The organism is Legionella brunensis (assembly GCF_001467025.1).
GTDB classification, from domain to species: Bacteria; Pseudomonadota; Gammaproteobacteria; order Legionellales; family Legionellaceae; genus Tatlockia; species Tatlockia brunensis.
Genome location: NZ_LNXV01000003.1, coordinates 107,319 through 123,110 on the forward strand (window position 1 = coordinate 107,319; position 15,792 = coordinate 123,110).

Consider the following 15,792-nt stretch of genomic DNA (forward strand, 5'->3'; position numbering starts at 1 on the left):
ATTGGATGTTAATATTCCCTGAGATAGACCCGGTGGCCTTTTCAATAGGTCCCCTTAAAGTACATTGGTATGGTTTAATGTATCTTTTTGGTTTTCTTAGCGCCTGGGGTTTAGCACGTTGGCGGGCGCATCATTACCATTTGGATTGGACTGCTGAGCAAATAGGCGATTTAATTTTTTATGCGGCTTTGGGTGTCATTATTGGCGGAAGAGTGGGATATATGCTTTTCTACAATACAGAGCTATTGTTTACCAAGCCCTGGATATTGTTTAAATTATGGGAAGGAGGCATGTCCTTTCATGGGGGATTGCTGGGTGTTGCGGTGGCTCTATGGTTATTTTCCCGTAAAGTAAAAAAGCCTTTTCTAGAAGTGGGTGACTTTATTGCCCCCTTAGTTCCTTTAGGATTGGCGGCAGGCCGTGCTGGAAATTTTATTAACGGTGAATTGTGGGGGCGAGTTTCGGACGTTCCCTGGGCTATGGTATTTCCAAACTCAGATGGTGAGCCACGTCATCCTTCTCAATTATATGAAATGGGATTGGAGGGGGTTCTCTTATTTATTGTTGTCTGGTGGTATGCTGCAAAGCCTCGGCCGGCAGGATGTGTTTCGGCGGTATTTTTAATAGGTTATGCGGTTTGCCGATTGATTGCTGAGTGTTTCCGACAACCTGATGTTCAGCTTGGATTTGTTGCCTTTAATTGGCTTACTATGGGACAATTATTATCTATTCCAATGCTGATAGCTGGATTATGGTTATGGTGGGCTAAACGATGAGAGCATATTTAAAACTGTTAGAGCATATCCTTGAACATGGCGCTGAGAAAACTGACAGAACAGGGACAGGTACGCTTTCTGTTTTTGGTTATCAAATGCGTTTCAAGTTAGATGAAGGATTTCCTTTAGTCACGACAAAAAAACTGCATACCCGCAGCATTATTCATGAATTACTATGGTTTTTGCGAGGTGATACCAACATTGCTTATCTCAATGAAAATGGTGTAACCATTTGGGACGAATGGGCTGACAGCGCTGGTGACCTCGGTCCCGTCTATGGACGTCAATGGCGTTCTTGGCCAACAGTGGATGGTCGCTCGATTGACCAACTCTCAGAGGTACTACAGCAAATTAAAGCTAATCCGGATTCACGGCGCTTATTAGTTAGTGCCTGGAATGTTGGAGAGCTAGATAAAATGGCCTTGATGCCTTGCCATGCTTTGTTTCAATTTTATGTCGCCGATAAGCGCTTGTCTTGCCAATTATACCAACGCTCAGCCGATGTGTTTTTGGGTGTTCCTTTTAATATCGCATCCTATGCTCTCTTGACGCATATGGTGGCGCAACAATGTAATCTCGATGTGGGTGATTTTATTTGGACTGGCGGCGATTGCCATTTGTATTCCAATCACTTGGTACAAGCTCGCACCCAACTCGAACGAACACCATTACCATTGCCCCAGTTAGAAATTAAGCGTAAGCCTGCATCACTTTTTGAGTATGAGTTTGCCGATTTTGAATTCCTCAACTATCAGGCACACCCAACAATCAAAGCGCCCATTGCTGTTTAAATTTATAGGAATAAAAACAGGCTGGCTATAAAGAAAAAATGTCCTCATCTCGTTGATACCCAGAGGACATTATTTCTTCATCTTGTTGATAACCTAAAGAAACTGTTGTTACGCGAGAGGAAACTGGGTTGCTGTTTCTCTCATATGAAAAAAAAGTGTAAGGTGTTTTGGTTTCACAAAAAGAAGAATACCTGTTCTCGATTCCTACCTTTAATTGCCTTCCATAATTGGATTGCTTGTCCCAAATAACTTCCTGAGGTTGCAAATGTTGAAAGCACGTGTTGCTATCCTCTTCTTTAGAAGTTACATTAAGAATATCAGCTATTTTATATTGATAAATTTTGTTCTTTTCTGGGAAGGATGAATGGTCTTCATAGATTAGCTCAGGATTCTTTGCAAGTTCATAATAAAAAAGAAGATCAGGAAGCATCTCTTCATTAGTTGGTGTGTAATGCCCGCTTTCATTACTGACGCATTTAAGTTTCCCATATTCAAAGATGAAATATCCTACAGAGGAAACCTTTTTACCATTGGCCAAATAGGAATGATGAAGAGATCCATCCGATGAAACAATAATTAAATTATCCAGAGTACGAACGAACATATAGGTGCCATGGGCTACCTCACCTTGAGTGATAAATTTATTACCATTAAAGAATAATTGGTGTCGTTTACGTTCTTTATCAGAAAAGTATTTTGTATCTCCATCTCCGAGTTTCGCTTTAATTCTTTCCAGTTTTCGTTCAATGCGAAAACATTGCTTTTTTAAGGATATGCCGCGGGTATTCCTCATGATAAGTTACTATCTGTATAAAATTACATCAAATAATACAAAAAGAAACTTAAGAACATATTAATTTCGAGTAAAAATTGTTCTTTTTGATTTATTATTTTCTATTTTAAATGATTTTTGCCGGGTTTAGTGCCTAAAAAAATTACTTCTCGAGAGAAGGCGCTAGTTTGCGGATTAATCATCATGGCATAGGTAACAAAGTGAGGTATGCACAAATTTGCATTCCGAAAAAGCCAGTTCTGATTATTTACAAATGAGGGGATTTTAATTGTGAAATACTAATAGCAAAAAGATGTAATATAAAATAACATATTGTTTTTAAATTATAATTTAGGAGATAGCTATGGGCATTTCAAGTTCGCGGTCAGCATATATCGAGAAGCAGGAGACGCATGTTCGTCGTCAGCTAAAGGAAGATCCACGGGCAAGTTATCTGAAGAAACAGGGTTATAGCAATGCACAGCTGCTTGGAAAATTTAGACAAGAGTATAACAATCCAAATTGGAGAAGTGGTGACCGAAAGGATGCTTATATTTCACGAAGCAAAATGGCAGAAGCTGAACGGCATACGCCCTCTAACTTTAAATATTAAAAAGGGTGTTGAATGACCCTTATACTTGCTGAAAAAAATATAAGCGTCCCAAGATCATAGGAGTTGTTCATCCATTAGTTGTAATGGCTGGAGTATTTACTCTTGTGATACTAGTAGAGGCTTTCCGGATAGCTTCTAAATGAGATAATCATGAGTTATGGACCATAGGCTTTTACATTATCTTTACCCGCCTGCTTTGCCGCGTAAAGAGCATGATCAGCAGACTTGATTATCTCTTCAATGGAAGCACCATGTTTTATTGCTTCTGCTACCCCAATTGAAATGGTAATGTTAGTTAACGGATTGCCTTTAAAATATATTGATATATTTTTTATCTTTTCACGAAGCTCTTCCATCTTATTCATGGCATTGTTTAATGTCGTATTTAACAATACGACAACAAATTCTTCTCCACCGAAACGTACGGAAATGTCACTTTCACGGAAACTGTCGTTTAATAATTTTCCTATCGCTTTGAGTAACTCATCTCCCGCTAAATGGCTGTAATTATCATTAAATTTCTTGAAATTATCGATATCCAACATCGCTACACATAATGTCCCTTTTTCCCGAGCAATTCGAATTAATTCCCGTGATAAAATATCATTTAAATAACGTCGATTATATAAATTAGTTAATGGGTCATGTAATGACAACTCGCTCAATGACACGCGCAGATTAATATTGGCAATGGCAAGCTTAACAATATTCCCAAAAGAATTAGCCATGTCTTGTTGGTGTTGTGTTAATTTTTTATCTTTCGGCGCTAACAGGTGGATAACACCTATCAATTCATTTTGTACCATAAGTGGTAACGCCATATATCCTCCTTGAGGAGAGGTTTTATAATGGGAACAAGGCACTGATTTATTGGGATCATCAACCACATGGGTGGTTGCCTCACGGATTGAAAAGCAGTCTATAGGAAGAAATATGTTTGGTAATAATTGTTCTCTTCCCCACACGACTACTGTTTCCATTTGATTGATTGTTTTATTGTAAATTGATAAACCGCCACTTAAGTCAGGAAATAAATCTTGGGCAATTAAATTGATTCGTGGATAAGCTTCTTCTGCTGTAATGCAGATTTGTAGTGAGCGATTTAGTTTATTTAATAAACTTTCATCATGTTCCAATAATTTCAATTCATTTAAAGTTTCCATCGTTTTTTCATTCAACTGTCGCATTTTTTCTTCATTTTGAATGCGATCACTTACGTCCTTCATTTGTATAATAAAATTAATTGGTTCTCCCTGCTCATCACGTATTAGGCTCGCACTGACCATTCCCCAGATTATACTACCATCTTTTCGAACAAAACGTTTTTCCATATGGGAAATTCGTAATTCACCTTGAAGGAGTTTATTCATCGCATCTTGAGTCATAGGCACGTCATCAAGATAAGTAATTTCCAACATATTTTGGTTACGCAACTCTTCATCACTGTAACCTAAAATCTCTTGCAGTGTACGATTGGCGTGGATGCATTTTCCTTTAGGGGAGACAATGGCCATGCCAATGGGTGCATTTTCAATAGTATTGCGAAAACTCTCTTCGCTGCGTCTTAAATCAGATAAAAGATTTGAACTATATATTTCGAGATAAATTGATCTCATTAAAAATTGATTGGCATCTCTCATTCCATAGATCACTACAGCCACATAAAGCAATGTCGCCATAAGCAAGGTAAATGACAGTGAAGGAGTAATAGATACTGATAAAAAAATCAAGAGCAACCAAATTGGTATCATAAAAGCGATGTAAGCGCTATGCATTGTTAACAATTTAGCTGCAGGCGCTGCAAGCAAACCAATGAGATAGACAAAAATTGCTATGCGGTGCAGAGGATCATCTACATAGAGAAACAGCAACCCTCCTAAAGTCCATAAAATACCCGATTGCAGGTTATTCACTATAAAATATTTTTTCCAGAAAGTTGGATGAAATAAACCATCCTGTTTTTTTCGACGATAATAATGAAATAAAAACAAACCTCTTAGCACATGATTGAAAACAAACATCAATAACATCCATATTATTACCAAAAATTTGTTATTTACTGGATTCCAGATCAATGCGACAAAGATGAGGCTTGCAAAAAAATCAGCAATAATTAAAACATAAAAATTCTTATATGACTCGGCTATAAGCTTATTTTCGATTTGAGATTTTGTAATGCCCGGGAAGTTCATTGAAAATTATCCTCATGCAAGTACCTTAATATAAAAATAATAACAAACTTTGAGAAGAACGATTGATTTTTAGGAAATTGTCTAACAATCTCGCTACACTAGGCCCTGTAGAACCTTACTTCTCTACATGGTAAAGTTTTGAAAAAACTGTTGTGGTAATAGTTTGCCGTTGAATCAATCCTGCTACCAATAGAAATTGTGCGAAATAATAACTGAGCATAATAAGAATATTGCTGTATTTATTTTCAGAAAATACAAATTGCATTAAGGCAAAGATAAAATCAGATACTAAAAATAAGCAAGCGCCGCTAATGATTAGCAAGGGATGTTGAATAACCAGAAATGCACTGAAAACCATAAAAGTGAGGAAACAAAGATAGACTGTAACGGGAATAGTCATTTTCCCAAGATAAGGTAGCATGTAGTAATAGCTTAAAACGATGAATGCTAATACAGGAAGAAAATAGACTAGTCGTTTTAGTTGAAATTGCCCATCTTTGAAATACAGGGTGATGTAGGCACAATGCGCTAGCATAAAAAAAAGGATACCTATTTTAAGTGTCATATCTCCTGGAATCGTTAGACTGATATCACCCAATAACGAAAATATTAATGCCGTGATTAGCAATTTTTTTGTAGTTATATTAACGTTCGATTGTAGAGCAATGACCATTAATAAAAAAATGGGAATGGGTTTTATGAAGCTAGTAAGAGGGTACTGAATAAATGGCAAGAGTCCTAAATAAAGGACGGAGCTTAAAAAGAAAAGTACGATGGATAATTTGGATATTCTTCCTGCCATAATTTATTCCTTTCTGATTCTATTATTTTTTCTTCTAATAGATTAATTTTATTTAGCCTCCTTAATACTCGCAAGGGAGTCCCTCACCAGGCTAGAGGATGACAACCATTTCAACAAAGATCAGCCCACGATTTTGTAATTTTTTTAAAAACATGGTTTAATGTTGTCCGAATTGGGTTTTTTTGGATCGAAGTATGAAAAAAATGGTTCTTCTTTTAATTGCAGCCATGTTTCTCTCTGTAGGTTATGCTAGCAAGCTTAGTAAATTTTTAAATAACATGGAAGCGGAAGATAAGGCGCGTCAACAACGAGAGTGGCAGCAAGATATGAATTTTAACGATTTTGCTTTTAGGTTAGATAGACGTTATACCGATGATCATGGCCAACAATGTCGGGATTATGTTTTTAGATCACGCAGTAATCCTTACCGTCACGGCTACTATACGGTTTGTGATGAGCGTTAAAAGATTAAAATAAGCGAGGTATCCTCGCTTATTTTTTATAGGCAATAACAGTGGGAAACATCTTCCCTCGATCATAAAAAAATTCAATATTGGTATAACCAATCGTGGATAATTGATTTTTGGTCTGTTCTGTTGAGCGATAGCATTGGAACTTGGCATTTAAAATATCTACAAAAATCATTTTTTGTAGTAGCAGATCCTGTTGATTAATGAAGGACATATCCCATTCACAATTTGCAGTTAATGAGGGCGGGGGAGTTAAGAAACTAGTGACTAGCTTTCCACCTGGCTTTAAGGCGTTATAAAAGATTTGAAATAAGGCGGTTACTTTTGCATCATCGGGCTCATAGATAGTAAGGCCATTGCTGGAAATTAAATCGAATTCATTATGAAGGTCTATGTGCCACGCATCGGCTTGATAAAGTTTAAGGCAATGAGATAACTTAAATTGATTGGCTAGATTTTTTGCATCATTTAAAGCTTGATGATCATAATCAAAACCAATGAGGCTAATGTTTTTAACTTGATTTAATCGAAGATAAAGTAGCTCACTCATCATCCCACAGGGGACACAGGCCAATTTTGCCCCATTGATAACGACTTTTTGGTTCTCTCTTAGAAATATTTCAAAACGCTCTTGCGTAGCTAACATGGTTGGCGCTTTATTGAGAATAAAATTCTCTAGAGCTGAAAAAGATTCCTCACGGTTATTTTTGCCAGTTTTGCGCCCATGGAGTGGGTGCGTAACCATATAGTGAGTCCAATAACCATTAATACCACGATTTTGCAATAGGAAACGTCCAAAATCGAATTCTTGAAGTCGTGCAAGAACGCCTAGCTGCTGCTCTAAAACTTCTATAGGTTTCTCTTCTTGTCTAAGCCTGTTGCTAATGTTTTGAACACAAGCTTCTAGTGATTCATTGCTACTAGCATGAGAAATTAGTTGTTGTTCAATGAACTCTGTCATGAGTATTGCTCAAACTATTTTGCTTTACGCAAAAGCATACCATAGTCTTTTGTGAAGTTGTCCTATTAGACAGAAGTTATTTGGCTTTTATTGCCTTAAGAAGCTCGTGAAACTTAGCTATTTTGCAGTAAACAAATTGCGTATAGTGTTAGGGATAGCAATGGATTTATTTTCTAAATAATTAACCCAGACAATTTTACTCGTGCCCTGGGTCATTAAAGTTTGATTTTGGTAAATTTCGTGATCCATCATAATGCTCGTATTTCCAAGACTATGAATGCTACTTACTAACGTGAGGATAGCTGGATAAACAATAGGCTTTAGAAAGGTACAACCCACGTGAATGACAACAGGACCGATAGTTTGTTTCATATCTAAATGAAGACTCTCTAGCCATTCAATACGAGATTGCTGAAAATAATCGAAGTAACGTCCATTATTAACATGACCTAAGGCATCCATATCACCCCACTCAATGGAAAAAGTTCTTGTATGAACAGCAATTTTTTGTTCAGTCATGATAAGTCCATGGGATCAATGTCCACATTCCAGCGAACATGGTTATTTAATTTTCTTATTGTTAACCACTCTCTAAGTTGCGTCAATTGTGCTTGCAGCATTTTACGTGAAGGGGATTTAAGGAGTAATTGCATGCGGTGTTGATTTACTTTGCGTGCCAGTGGCGCAGGAGCTGGTCCTAAAGTGGTCACACCATTCATTAATAATTGTTCTTTTAGAGTATGTAGAAAATGCAATACTTTAGTAGCCGATTTATCTTGAGCGCGAATGAGCGCCAAAAAATGGTAAGGAGGGAATTCTGCTTGTTTCCTTAAGGTCAGTAAATTTTGCGCAAAAGAATCATAACCTTCTTGAATCAGCAAGTTAAGAAGGGGGTGATGGGGCAAATGAGTTTGAATCACTACTTGACCGGGGTGCTCTGCACGTCCTGCTCGTCCAGAAACCTGCGTTAATAGTTGTCCTAAACGCTCAAGAGCACGAAAATCTTGATTATAAAAACCAGCATCTGTATCAAGAACAACCACCAAGGTTAGCCTCGGAAAATGATGTCCTTTAGCTAACATTTGTGTGCCAACAATTAATTGTGCATCACCTCGGTTAATACTTTCCAAATGATTGGCAAGGGCATTTTTTTTCTGAACTTCATCACGGTCAATGCGCAAAAGCTTTGTATTAGGGAAATATTGGCTTAAATATTCATGAATGCGTTGTGTGCCTGCACCAATAGGTAGTAGTTCTGTATTTTGACAAGCTTTACATCGCGAAGGAATGCTTGTAGTACGGCCACAATGATGACAGATGAGGCGACCTAATTGGCGATGTAATGTAAGATGACTGTCACAGGCTGTACAGTCAGCCATCCAGCCACAATGGTGGCATAGTAGCACCGGCGCAAATCCACGGCGATTTATAAAAACCATCACCTGGTTATTCTGTTGCAGGTGTTCTGCAATAATTTTTAATGTCTGCGGGGCTAAACCCTGCTGTAAGGGCGTATTGCGAATATCAATGATTTGATAGTGCAAAGGAGAGGTTGTTAGTGCTCTTTGATTTAAGCGCAAAAGAGTATATTTGTTCTGTTCGCAGTTGTGCAAACTTTCAAGACTTGGGGTGGCTGAGCCTAAAATGATAGGGATTTTTATCATATGCGCGCGAATTAACGCTGTATCTCTCGCGGAGTAGCGCACTCCCTCCATTTGTTTCAGAGAGGCATCATGTTCTTCATCAATAACAATTAAACCAAGGGCAGGCATGGGAGTGAAGACAGCGGTTCGGGTACCAATCACTAATTTTACCCAATTATCTTTTGCCAATTGCCAGGCAAATTGCCGTTCAGTTTCATTCAGGTTGGAATGAATGACAACCATGGGTTCGGCAAATCGTGCAGTAAAACGAGAAAGTAATTGTGGGGTCAGGCCAATTTCAGGCACTAGTACAAGGACTTGTTTCCCTTGCGCTAAAACTTGTGCGATTACTTGCAGATAAACTTCGGTTTTTCCGCTTCCTGTGATGCCATGTAATAAAAAGCAATGATAGTCATTTAAATGATTCGCTATTGTTTGTACGGCAACTTCTTGTTCATGATTTAAAGCTAAGGGTGAGCTTATTGTTTTATTTTCCCGAGTGGGAAGCTCAATTTCCTGAGTTAGATTGAGAATGTTTAGCGCTAAAAGATTGGATAATTGCGAGTGGCTAAAGCCCTCTTGAGTTAAGATTTTTTTGCTAACAGGTTTGTTCTGTTGTTTGACAAAATCAATTAGAGCACGTTGCTTATGCGCTCTTGCACCAACTAATTGGTAAGCATCATCAACAGACATTATTAGATGGAAATAATCGCTCAGCGGTAATTGACAGGGATTACCTAAGCGATAGTTTTTGGGTAGGGCTAAGGGAATGACTTCTGACAAGGGTGTTTGATAATAGTGAGCTACCCACAGGCATAAATCCAGCATTGTTGACGTTAGTATAGGCTCTTCATCGACAATTGAGGTGATCATTTTAAGCTCATGGTGCATTGGCATCATTTGTTTGCCAATGACAAAGCCTAGTCGCGTTTGTTTGCGAAATGGCACCCATACTCGTGCACCAATGCATGGATGTTGAGAAGAAGTTTGGTAGTCAAAAAAATCACGGTAAGTATTGGGGATGCAAATTTTATAGATAGTATCCATTAGACTCCCACTAACCTGAGAAAATGTCTACTCATTATCGTCGTTGCCACTCATGGCTAGCAGATTGGCCAGGGGCTGAAAACACTTTTACGACCACTTTTTCAATACGGTGCTTGTCCAGCTCCTGCGTGTCTTTAATTAATTCCTGTACAAACCAACGTGACAATTCTTCGACGGTAATATTAGTCAAAGGCATGAGTGTTACATCTTCTTTCAGGAAAGGGATTTTCTTTTTATTAAAAGTAAAATAGTAATATTCATCGTCCTCTGCCATTTGTAGAAAAGGGGAGAATTGCGGCATAAGAAATGTCTGATTTAAATAACGACATAATTTATGAATCCGTTCTTTATAATAACGATAATCAAAGGTCATACCATTTTCTTCAACCCAGGTTGTTAGCGCTAAATAGACAGCATACATGTGGCCATGCAGTGGTTCACGCTCAGTGGCAGAAAAAATGGTAGTGTGGCCTGCGGAAAATTTCATGGATTCTTTTTGCAGTTCCACCGTCGTTAAATATTTTTTCATCATAAACTCGCTCGTTTATCCTGCAATTGAAAGCCAAGTAAGGGTATTTCCATATTCTTGCTTAAGGCAATGACTTTAAACAATTCGCCCATTTCGCTAGGTTGTAGCAGTTGTTTAGCGGCCTGTTGGGCTTTAATGCGAAGTGGTTCGTCATCATCCAGTTCTGCTAACAAGCTTAACAAACCATTCGCTAGCAAAAAAGAGGCTTGGTTGGTATAGCCTGCGATATGAAAGCCCGCATGATGTCCTGCTTCTGCGACATGAGTAAAGTCAACATGCGCAGTAATATCTTGTTCACCTGGATGAATTAAGGGATTCGTGTGGGCGCGGTGCTGATAATGACACATTAAAGTACCTGTGCCCCTGTCGGCATGATAATACTCATGTCTTGGGAAACCATAATCAATTAAAAACATGACCCCTTGTTCAAGCATGTCTGCGCATTGTTTAATCCAATCGTCAATAAACAGATTGGCTTCTGAGAGATAGGGAACAAGATCTTTAGGTAAAATTTCTTGTACATGTTTTAGTAGTCGCGGATTCGTGCAGGGTTTAAATGTTTCTTCTAACTCATTGTCAGAATTTAACGATACATAACTTTCCAGTAATCCTTGCTCTGTCTGCAAAAAACGATGCACGGGCATAGCGTCAAGGACTTCATTCGCAATAATGATTCCTTTAAATGGTTTTTGGGGCCAGCGGTCTAGCCATTTTATACGCGCATTTAGATGGGGAATTTTTTCTTGAATAAAGGCTTGTTGTCGCTGCCTTAGGTTACTGCTGACTTCCAAAATGTAATAAGCTTGGGGAAGACAATCTAGATGTTCAAGCTGCAGTAAGATATCGACACAAAGACGACCTGAACCGGCACCAAATTCAAAGAGAATAGGGGCTTCAATATGGGGCATTAACTGTTGGCACTGATTAGCAAGCGTTTTACCAAATAGGGGTGTTAATTCAGGAGCTGTAATAAAATCGCCATGCATACCGAATTTTTGTAGGCCAGCACTATAATAGCCAAAAAGAGGGTTATATAGGGCTTGTTGCATGAAATCAACGAAAGGCATATCACCTTGTTGTTGAATTTGTTCACGTATCAGAGAGAATAGATCCATAGCCGGCAAATTAATAAAAATGGGGAACATACCTTGAATCAAGCTAACAAACAAGCAGAAAAAGTAGCCTTAGTCACTGGCGCTGCAAGACGAATAGGGGCTGCTATTGTTAACCAACTGCACCAAGCTAATTTTAAAGTAGTTATCCATTGTCATCAATCTTTTATGGATGCAGAAGTACTTGCAAAAACATTAAATGCACAACGAAGAGGCAGTGTTCACATTGTGCGCCAAGACTTAACGAGACCAGAGGCTGCCAATGAGATTATTTCTGCCACGTTAAATTGGGCACAACAGTTAGATTTGTTAGTCAATAATGCCTCTATTTTTACTCGTACTGATTTGAGGATGATTGATGAAGCGGCTTGGGATGCTTTATTCAATATCAATGTTAAACTTCCTTTTTTCTTAAGCTTGGCAGCCCGGCCTTATTTAGCCATGCAGCAAGGTGCTATTATTAATCTTGTTGATATCCATGCCGAGAAGCCGCTAAAGGAATATTCAGCCTATTGCCAAACTAAGGCTGCTCTCGTGATGCAGACTAAGTCATTAGCTAGAGAATTTGCACCAGCAATTCGTGTGAATGCAATAGCTCCTGGAGCTATTGTTTGGCCTGAACATGACAATACTCTAAATTCAGAAATACAACAAAAAATCATTGCTAAAACACCACTAAAGCGTCACGGAAATCCCGGATTTATTGCGCAAGCAGTATTGGCTTTGGTACAAAATCCTTTTATCACTGGTCAAATTTTAAACGTGGATGGCGGGCGCAGCATTCTATGATTGGTAAGTACTTGAGCATTCAATTAGCACGCTTAATTTACACTAGGTTTGACAGCCTATGCACAATTTTATCCACAGATTTTGTGGATAAATAAGTTGGTATAAAATTGATTAATTTGGCTTTAAAGTCAGTTGGGTCAAGGGATGAGAAAATAAAAAAATGAGTGCCTAGAGAATGAGAAAGGGAAGAAGAAAAAATTATCCACAGGGTGTGTTATCGTAAAAAAACCTGTAGGGTCTGACATAATATCTAAATAAATTCTAAAAAAATAGTCTTGACATAACAATTTTTCAAATTAAATTTCATGTATAACGCAGAAGTCTATTGTAAAGTTAATTCCACCTATTTAGATGGATTTAACTTGTATTAGCTAATTTTTCAGCAAGGAGCTAAGTCTAATTTTTTTAAGCTGTGTTCAATATCTGCAAGGTTATCAAGGGCATAAAAAGTTTGTAATTGCCCCTCATTAATTCTGTTTTTAAAATAATAGCGAAACAGTGACTTACTCTGGAGCATTGCTTTGAAATCATTTTCCAGTTTTGCAAGGTCTGTTACATGATGCAAGAAGGTTGCTTTGAGTTTATCGTCCTCCATGTGTATTTCACTATTGCTTAATAGATTTTCATAAAGCCAAGGTTTCCCAGTCCCTGCCCGACTAATCATGTAGCCATCACAACCGGTTATCGCAATCGTTTGCATAAGACTTTGTCTATCACAGATGTCACCATTGGCAATGACAGGGATAGTGACCGCTCGTTTTATGTGCGCAATTTGTTGCAAATCACAGGGTTGGTCATAATCGACTGACCAATGTCTGCCATGCACAACAAGAGCATTAATCCCAGCCTCTTCCAACATCCTTACTAAACTTAGATCCGCATCATGACCGTGAATGCGAATTTTCACTGTGAGTGGAATGCTGATAGCTTGCCGAATGGCTGTAACAATCTTCATGAGACGTTGAGGTTCTTCAAGTAGGGCGCTTCCAGCCCCTTTTTTTCGAATTTTGGTTTTAGGACAGCCACAATTGACATCAATTAAATCAGCGCCAATGCTCTCAAGACGTGCGGCTGCTGTTGCCATGATTTGAGGATCAGCACCGGCTATCTGATAACAGAGAAACTTTTCTTCAGGCGAGCGAAAAAGATAACGTGAATTGTGGGTATGTTTGTATAATACATCGTGAGCAGAGGTCATTTCGCTGACACAGTAGGCAGGTGCGATGTGTTTTATAAATAATTTGCGAAAAGGAGCGCAACTAAAACCCGCTAAAGGACCTTGAATTAAGCGATTGGTTAAACGTAAGGAGCCAATGTTTAAAGGGCTGTTGAGGAAGCTCTGCATGATATGAAATGAATGATGAAACAGGCTTTAAATAGTTTGTTGTATTATACCCCAATATGATAACCATTTGGGAGCCGATAGTTGCTTTTTAACACAACTCGGTAAAACTAATTGAGTGAGTTTAAGAATAATGGATAAAAAAAATCTTTCCCCACTGGAGTTATTAAAAATAGCTACGGAGCATGCTTATTGCGCACAACACTTATTGCATAATAATGCCGAGGTTGCTGGAATGAGACATGAAATTAGTGATGCTTTAGCACCGATTACCTCATTAATGTATACGGCTTTTGAATTAACTTTGAAAGCTTATCTTCTTCATGAACACAAAAAAATAAATCAACCGCTAAGGCTAATGGAGTTAGTTGAACTCAATAGTGATTTAGAGATATCTAATCAAGATAGACAAATGATTAAAACATTAGCGAAGTCCCAAGCCTTTCGTAAAGGACTTGATTATGAGCTTTGGGAGGACAGACAGCATTTTCAAGTTTTTTGTTCTGAGATTCTCGCAGTTTATGAGCGCCTACAGCATTTAATGCCTATCGAATTACATCCTCACTATCAGTAAGTCTATTTATTGTTCACTGTTTTGTCGTCCTATGGGACGACACCTAATGATAATATTTGAGTCATGAGATTGAACTGTTTCTTGAAATTTGCTAGCTTAGCCGGGCGGAATTTTCTGTTAAAATATCAATCCGTAAATACGGTTTATTAATCTACTTAGAGTCAAAAAAAGTAAATATAGAAGTGATTATTGATAAACAGTCTCTAGTCAAGCTTGTAAATCGTGAACCAGGAAATCCTATTTATGTCGTTTAAAAATTATCCAGTATTGATTATTCCTGCTTACAATCCTGATCAAAGACTCATTCAGCTATTAAAAGAACATAAAGAGCTTTTTGGTGAGCAGGAATGTATCATTGTTAATGACGGGTCTCATGCAGAATCATTGACAATTTTTAAACAACTGGAAATGCAGGGCTATAAGGTTTTGCACCATGAGCAAAATCAAGGCAAGGGAGCGGCCCTTAAAACAGCAATGAATTACTACTTAGCTTTTTTTTCTGAGGCAACTCCTGGAGTAATTACTGCCGATGCGGATGGTCAGCATAGTGTACGCGATATTATTCATTTAAGTAAAAAGTTCCATGAGACACCTGAAAAGTTGTATTTGGGAGTTCGTCAAATTGCCAGGGGTGATATTCCTCTACGCAGTAGAGTTGGCAATGTGCTCACAAAATTTCTCTTTAATTTTCTCACTAGAAGTCGTATCAAAGATACACAAACCGGTCTTAGAGGCATTCCTACACAGCTAATAAGAGCGTTAGTCAAGACGTCAACAACGCGATATGAGTTTGAATTTGAAATGTTTTTTGTTGCTAAGAAACAGCATGTTCAGATTGAACAACTTGCAATTGAAACGATTTACATCGATAACAATAAGGGGTCTCATTTTAATCCCCTGCTGGATTCTTTAAGAATTTATTTTATCTTTTTGCGGTTTTGTTCGGTGGCAATTTTTTCTTTTCTGCTTGATTTTAGCTTATTTTCTATTTTCTTTTGGGGATGCAATCAGTTGGCCTTGGCGGTTTTGGGGGCCAGATTAATTTCTGCACCGGTAAATTTTATTCTCAACAAAAAGATATCGTTTAAATCTCAAAAGAAGGTTTTATTGTCTGCAATACAATACTTTATTTTGGTTGCAATAATGGGGATATCTTCTTTTTATGTGATGAACTTGATTCAGTATATCGGTGTTAATATCTATTTCAGTAAAGCGCTGGCTGAGTTGTTAATATTTTTAGCTAACTTTTTTATTCAGTATCTCATTATTTTTACCAAGCGCTCAAATTTTGTAGGCATCAATCCTTCGGCGTGAATTTTTGAGATTTATAGCGTCACCATACAAAAATTAGAGCATGTTTCTGTTAAGTTTTATGCTTG

Annotated in this window: 16 protein-coding genes; 7 read left to right on the plus strand and 9 right to left on the minus strand. The window is 38.0% G+C overall.

Going from position 1 to position 15,792, the window contains the following annotated elements; genetic code table 11:
* Positions 1-5: 5 nt before the first annotated feature.
* Together lgt and thyA are read left to right on the plus strand one after the other, a co-directional pair.
* On the plus strand, positions 6-776 hold the full coding sequence (gene lgt, locus Lbru_RS00875) for a prolipoprotein diacylglyceryl transferase (protein ID WP_058440291.1): 771 nt from the start codon (positions 6-8) through the stop codon (positions 774-776).
* Positions 773-1,567: a thymidylate synthase gene (gene thyA / locus Lbru_RS00880; protein ID WP_058440292.1), complete on the plus strand. Its 795-nt coding sequence runs from the start codon at positions 773-775 to the stop codon at positions 1,565-1,567. Before lgt ends, thyA begins: the two co-directional genes overlap by 4 nt.
* Positions 1,568-1,592: 25 nt before the next feature.
* On the opposite strand, the gene Lbru_RS00885 is transcribed toward thyA, so the two are convergent.
* Positions 1,593-2,360: a hypothetical protein gene (locus Lbru_RS00885; protein ID WP_058440293.1), complete on the minus strand. Its 768-nt coding sequence runs from the start codon at positions 2,358-2,360 to the stop codon at positions 1,593-1,595.
* Between the two features lie 343 nt (positions 2,361-2,703).
* On the opposite strand from Lbru_RS00885, the gene Lbru_RS00890 reads away from it, so the two are divergent.
* Positions 2,704-2,952, plus strand: a complete 249-nt coding sequence (locus Lbru_RS00890; RefSeq protein WP_058440294.1) for a hypothetical protein — start codon at positions 2,704-2,706, stop codon at positions 2,950-2,952.
* A 155-nt stretch (positions 2,953-3,107) separates the two neighbouring features.
* On the opposite strand, the gene Lbru_RS00895 is transcribed toward Lbru_RS00890, so the two are convergent.
* Together Lbru_RS00895 and Lbru_RS00900 are read right to left on the minus strand one after the other, a co-directional pair.
* Positions 3,108-4,973, minus strand: a complete 1,866-nt coding sequence (locus Lbru_RS00895) for a GGDEF domain-containing protein (RefSeq protein WP_238583797.1) — start codon at positions 4,971-4,973, stop codon at positions 3,108-3,110.
* A 286-nt stretch (positions 4,974-5,259) separates the two neighbouring features.
* Positions 5,260-5,946: a lysoplasmalogenase gene (locus tag Lbru_RS00900; RefSeq protein WP_058440296.1), complete on the minus strand. Its 687-nt coding sequence runs from the start codon at positions 5,944-5,946 to the stop codon at positions 5,260-5,262.
* 194 nt (positions 5,947-6,140) lie between these two features.
* Between Lbru_RS00900 and Lbru_RS00905 the strand changes: the two genes are divergently transcribed.
* Positions 6,141-6,410: a hypothetical protein gene (locus Lbru_RS00905; RefSeq protein ID WP_058440297.1), complete on the plus strand. Its 270-nt coding sequence runs from the start codon at positions 6,141-6,143 to the stop codon at positions 6,408-6,410.
* A gap of 28 nt (positions 6,411-6,438) precedes the next feature.
* Here the strand turns inward: Lbru_RS00905 and Lbru_RS00910 are convergent, their stop codons facing one another.
* The 5 genes from Lbru_RS00910 to Lbru_RS00930 form a co-directional block, all read right to left on the minus strand.
* Entirely contained in the window at positions 6,439-7,377 is a 939-nt protein-coding gene (locus tag Lbru_RS00910) for an SAM-dependent methyltransferase (protein WP_058440298.1), read from the minus strand.
* Positions 7,378-7,494: 117 nt separating this feature from the next.
* Positions 7,495-7,896: an acyl-CoA thioesterase gene (locus Lbru_RS00915; protein WP_058440299.1), complete on the minus strand. Its 402-nt coding sequence runs from the start codon at positions 7,894-7,896 to the stop codon at positions 7,495-7,497.
* Entirely contained in the window at positions 7,893-10,067 is a 2,175-nt protein-coding gene (locus Lbru_RS00920; protein WP_058440300.1) for a primosomal protein N', read from the minus strand. Before Lbru_RS00920 ends, Lbru_RS00915 begins: the two co-directional genes overlap by 4 nt.
* A 34-nt stretch (positions 10,068-10,101) precedes the next feature.
* Positions 10,102-10,596: a 6-pyruvoyl trahydropterin synthase family protein gene (locus tag Lbru_RS00925; protein WP_058440301.1), complete on the minus strand. Its 495-nt coding sequence runs from the start codon at positions 10,594-10,596 to the stop codon at positions 10,102-10,104.
* Positions 10,596-11,711, minus strand: a complete 1,116-nt coding sequence (locus Lbru_RS00930; protein ID WP_058440436.1) for a class I SAM-dependent methyltransferase — start codon at positions 11,709-11,711, stop codon at positions 10,596-10,598. Before Lbru_RS00930 ends, Lbru_RS00925 begins: the two co-directional genes overlap by 1 nt.
* Positions 11,712-11,744: 33 nt before the next feature.
* Between Lbru_RS00930 and Lbru_RS00935 the strand changes: the two genes are divergently transcribed.
* Positions 11,745-12,497: a pteridine reductase gene (locus tag Lbru_RS00935; protein WP_058440302.1), complete on the plus strand. Its 753-nt coding sequence runs from the start codon at positions 11,745-11,747 to the stop codon at positions 12,495-12,497.
* A 379-nt stretch (positions 12,498-12,876) separates the two neighbouring features.
* Here the strand turns inward: Lbru_RS00935 and Lbru_RS00940 are convergent, their stop codons facing one another.
* Positions 12,877-13,842: a tRNA dihydrouridine synthase gene (locus Lbru_RS00940; protein ID WP_058440303.1), complete on the minus strand. Its 966-nt coding sequence runs from the start codon at positions 13,840-13,842 to the stop codon at positions 12,877-12,879.
* Positions 13,843-13,972: 130 nt separating this feature from the next.
* On the opposite strand from Lbru_RS00940, the gene Lbru_RS00945 reads away from it, so the two are divergent.
* Positions 13,973-14,413 carry a hypothetical protein gene (locus Lbru_RS00945; RefSeq protein WP_058440304.1) on the plus strand — a complete coding sequence of 147 codons (441 nt, stop codon included), beginning with the start codon at positions 13,973-13,975 and terminating at the stop codon, positions 14,411-14,413.
* A 243-nt stretch (positions 14,414-14,656) separates the two neighbouring features.
* Positions 14,657-15,727, plus strand: a complete 1,071-nt coding sequence (locus Lbru_RS00950; RefSeq protein ID WP_058440305.1) for a bifunctional glycosyltransferase family 2/GtrA family protein — start codon at positions 14,657-14,659, stop codon at positions 15,725-15,727.
* Positions 15,728-15,792 lie beyond the last annotated feature (65 nt).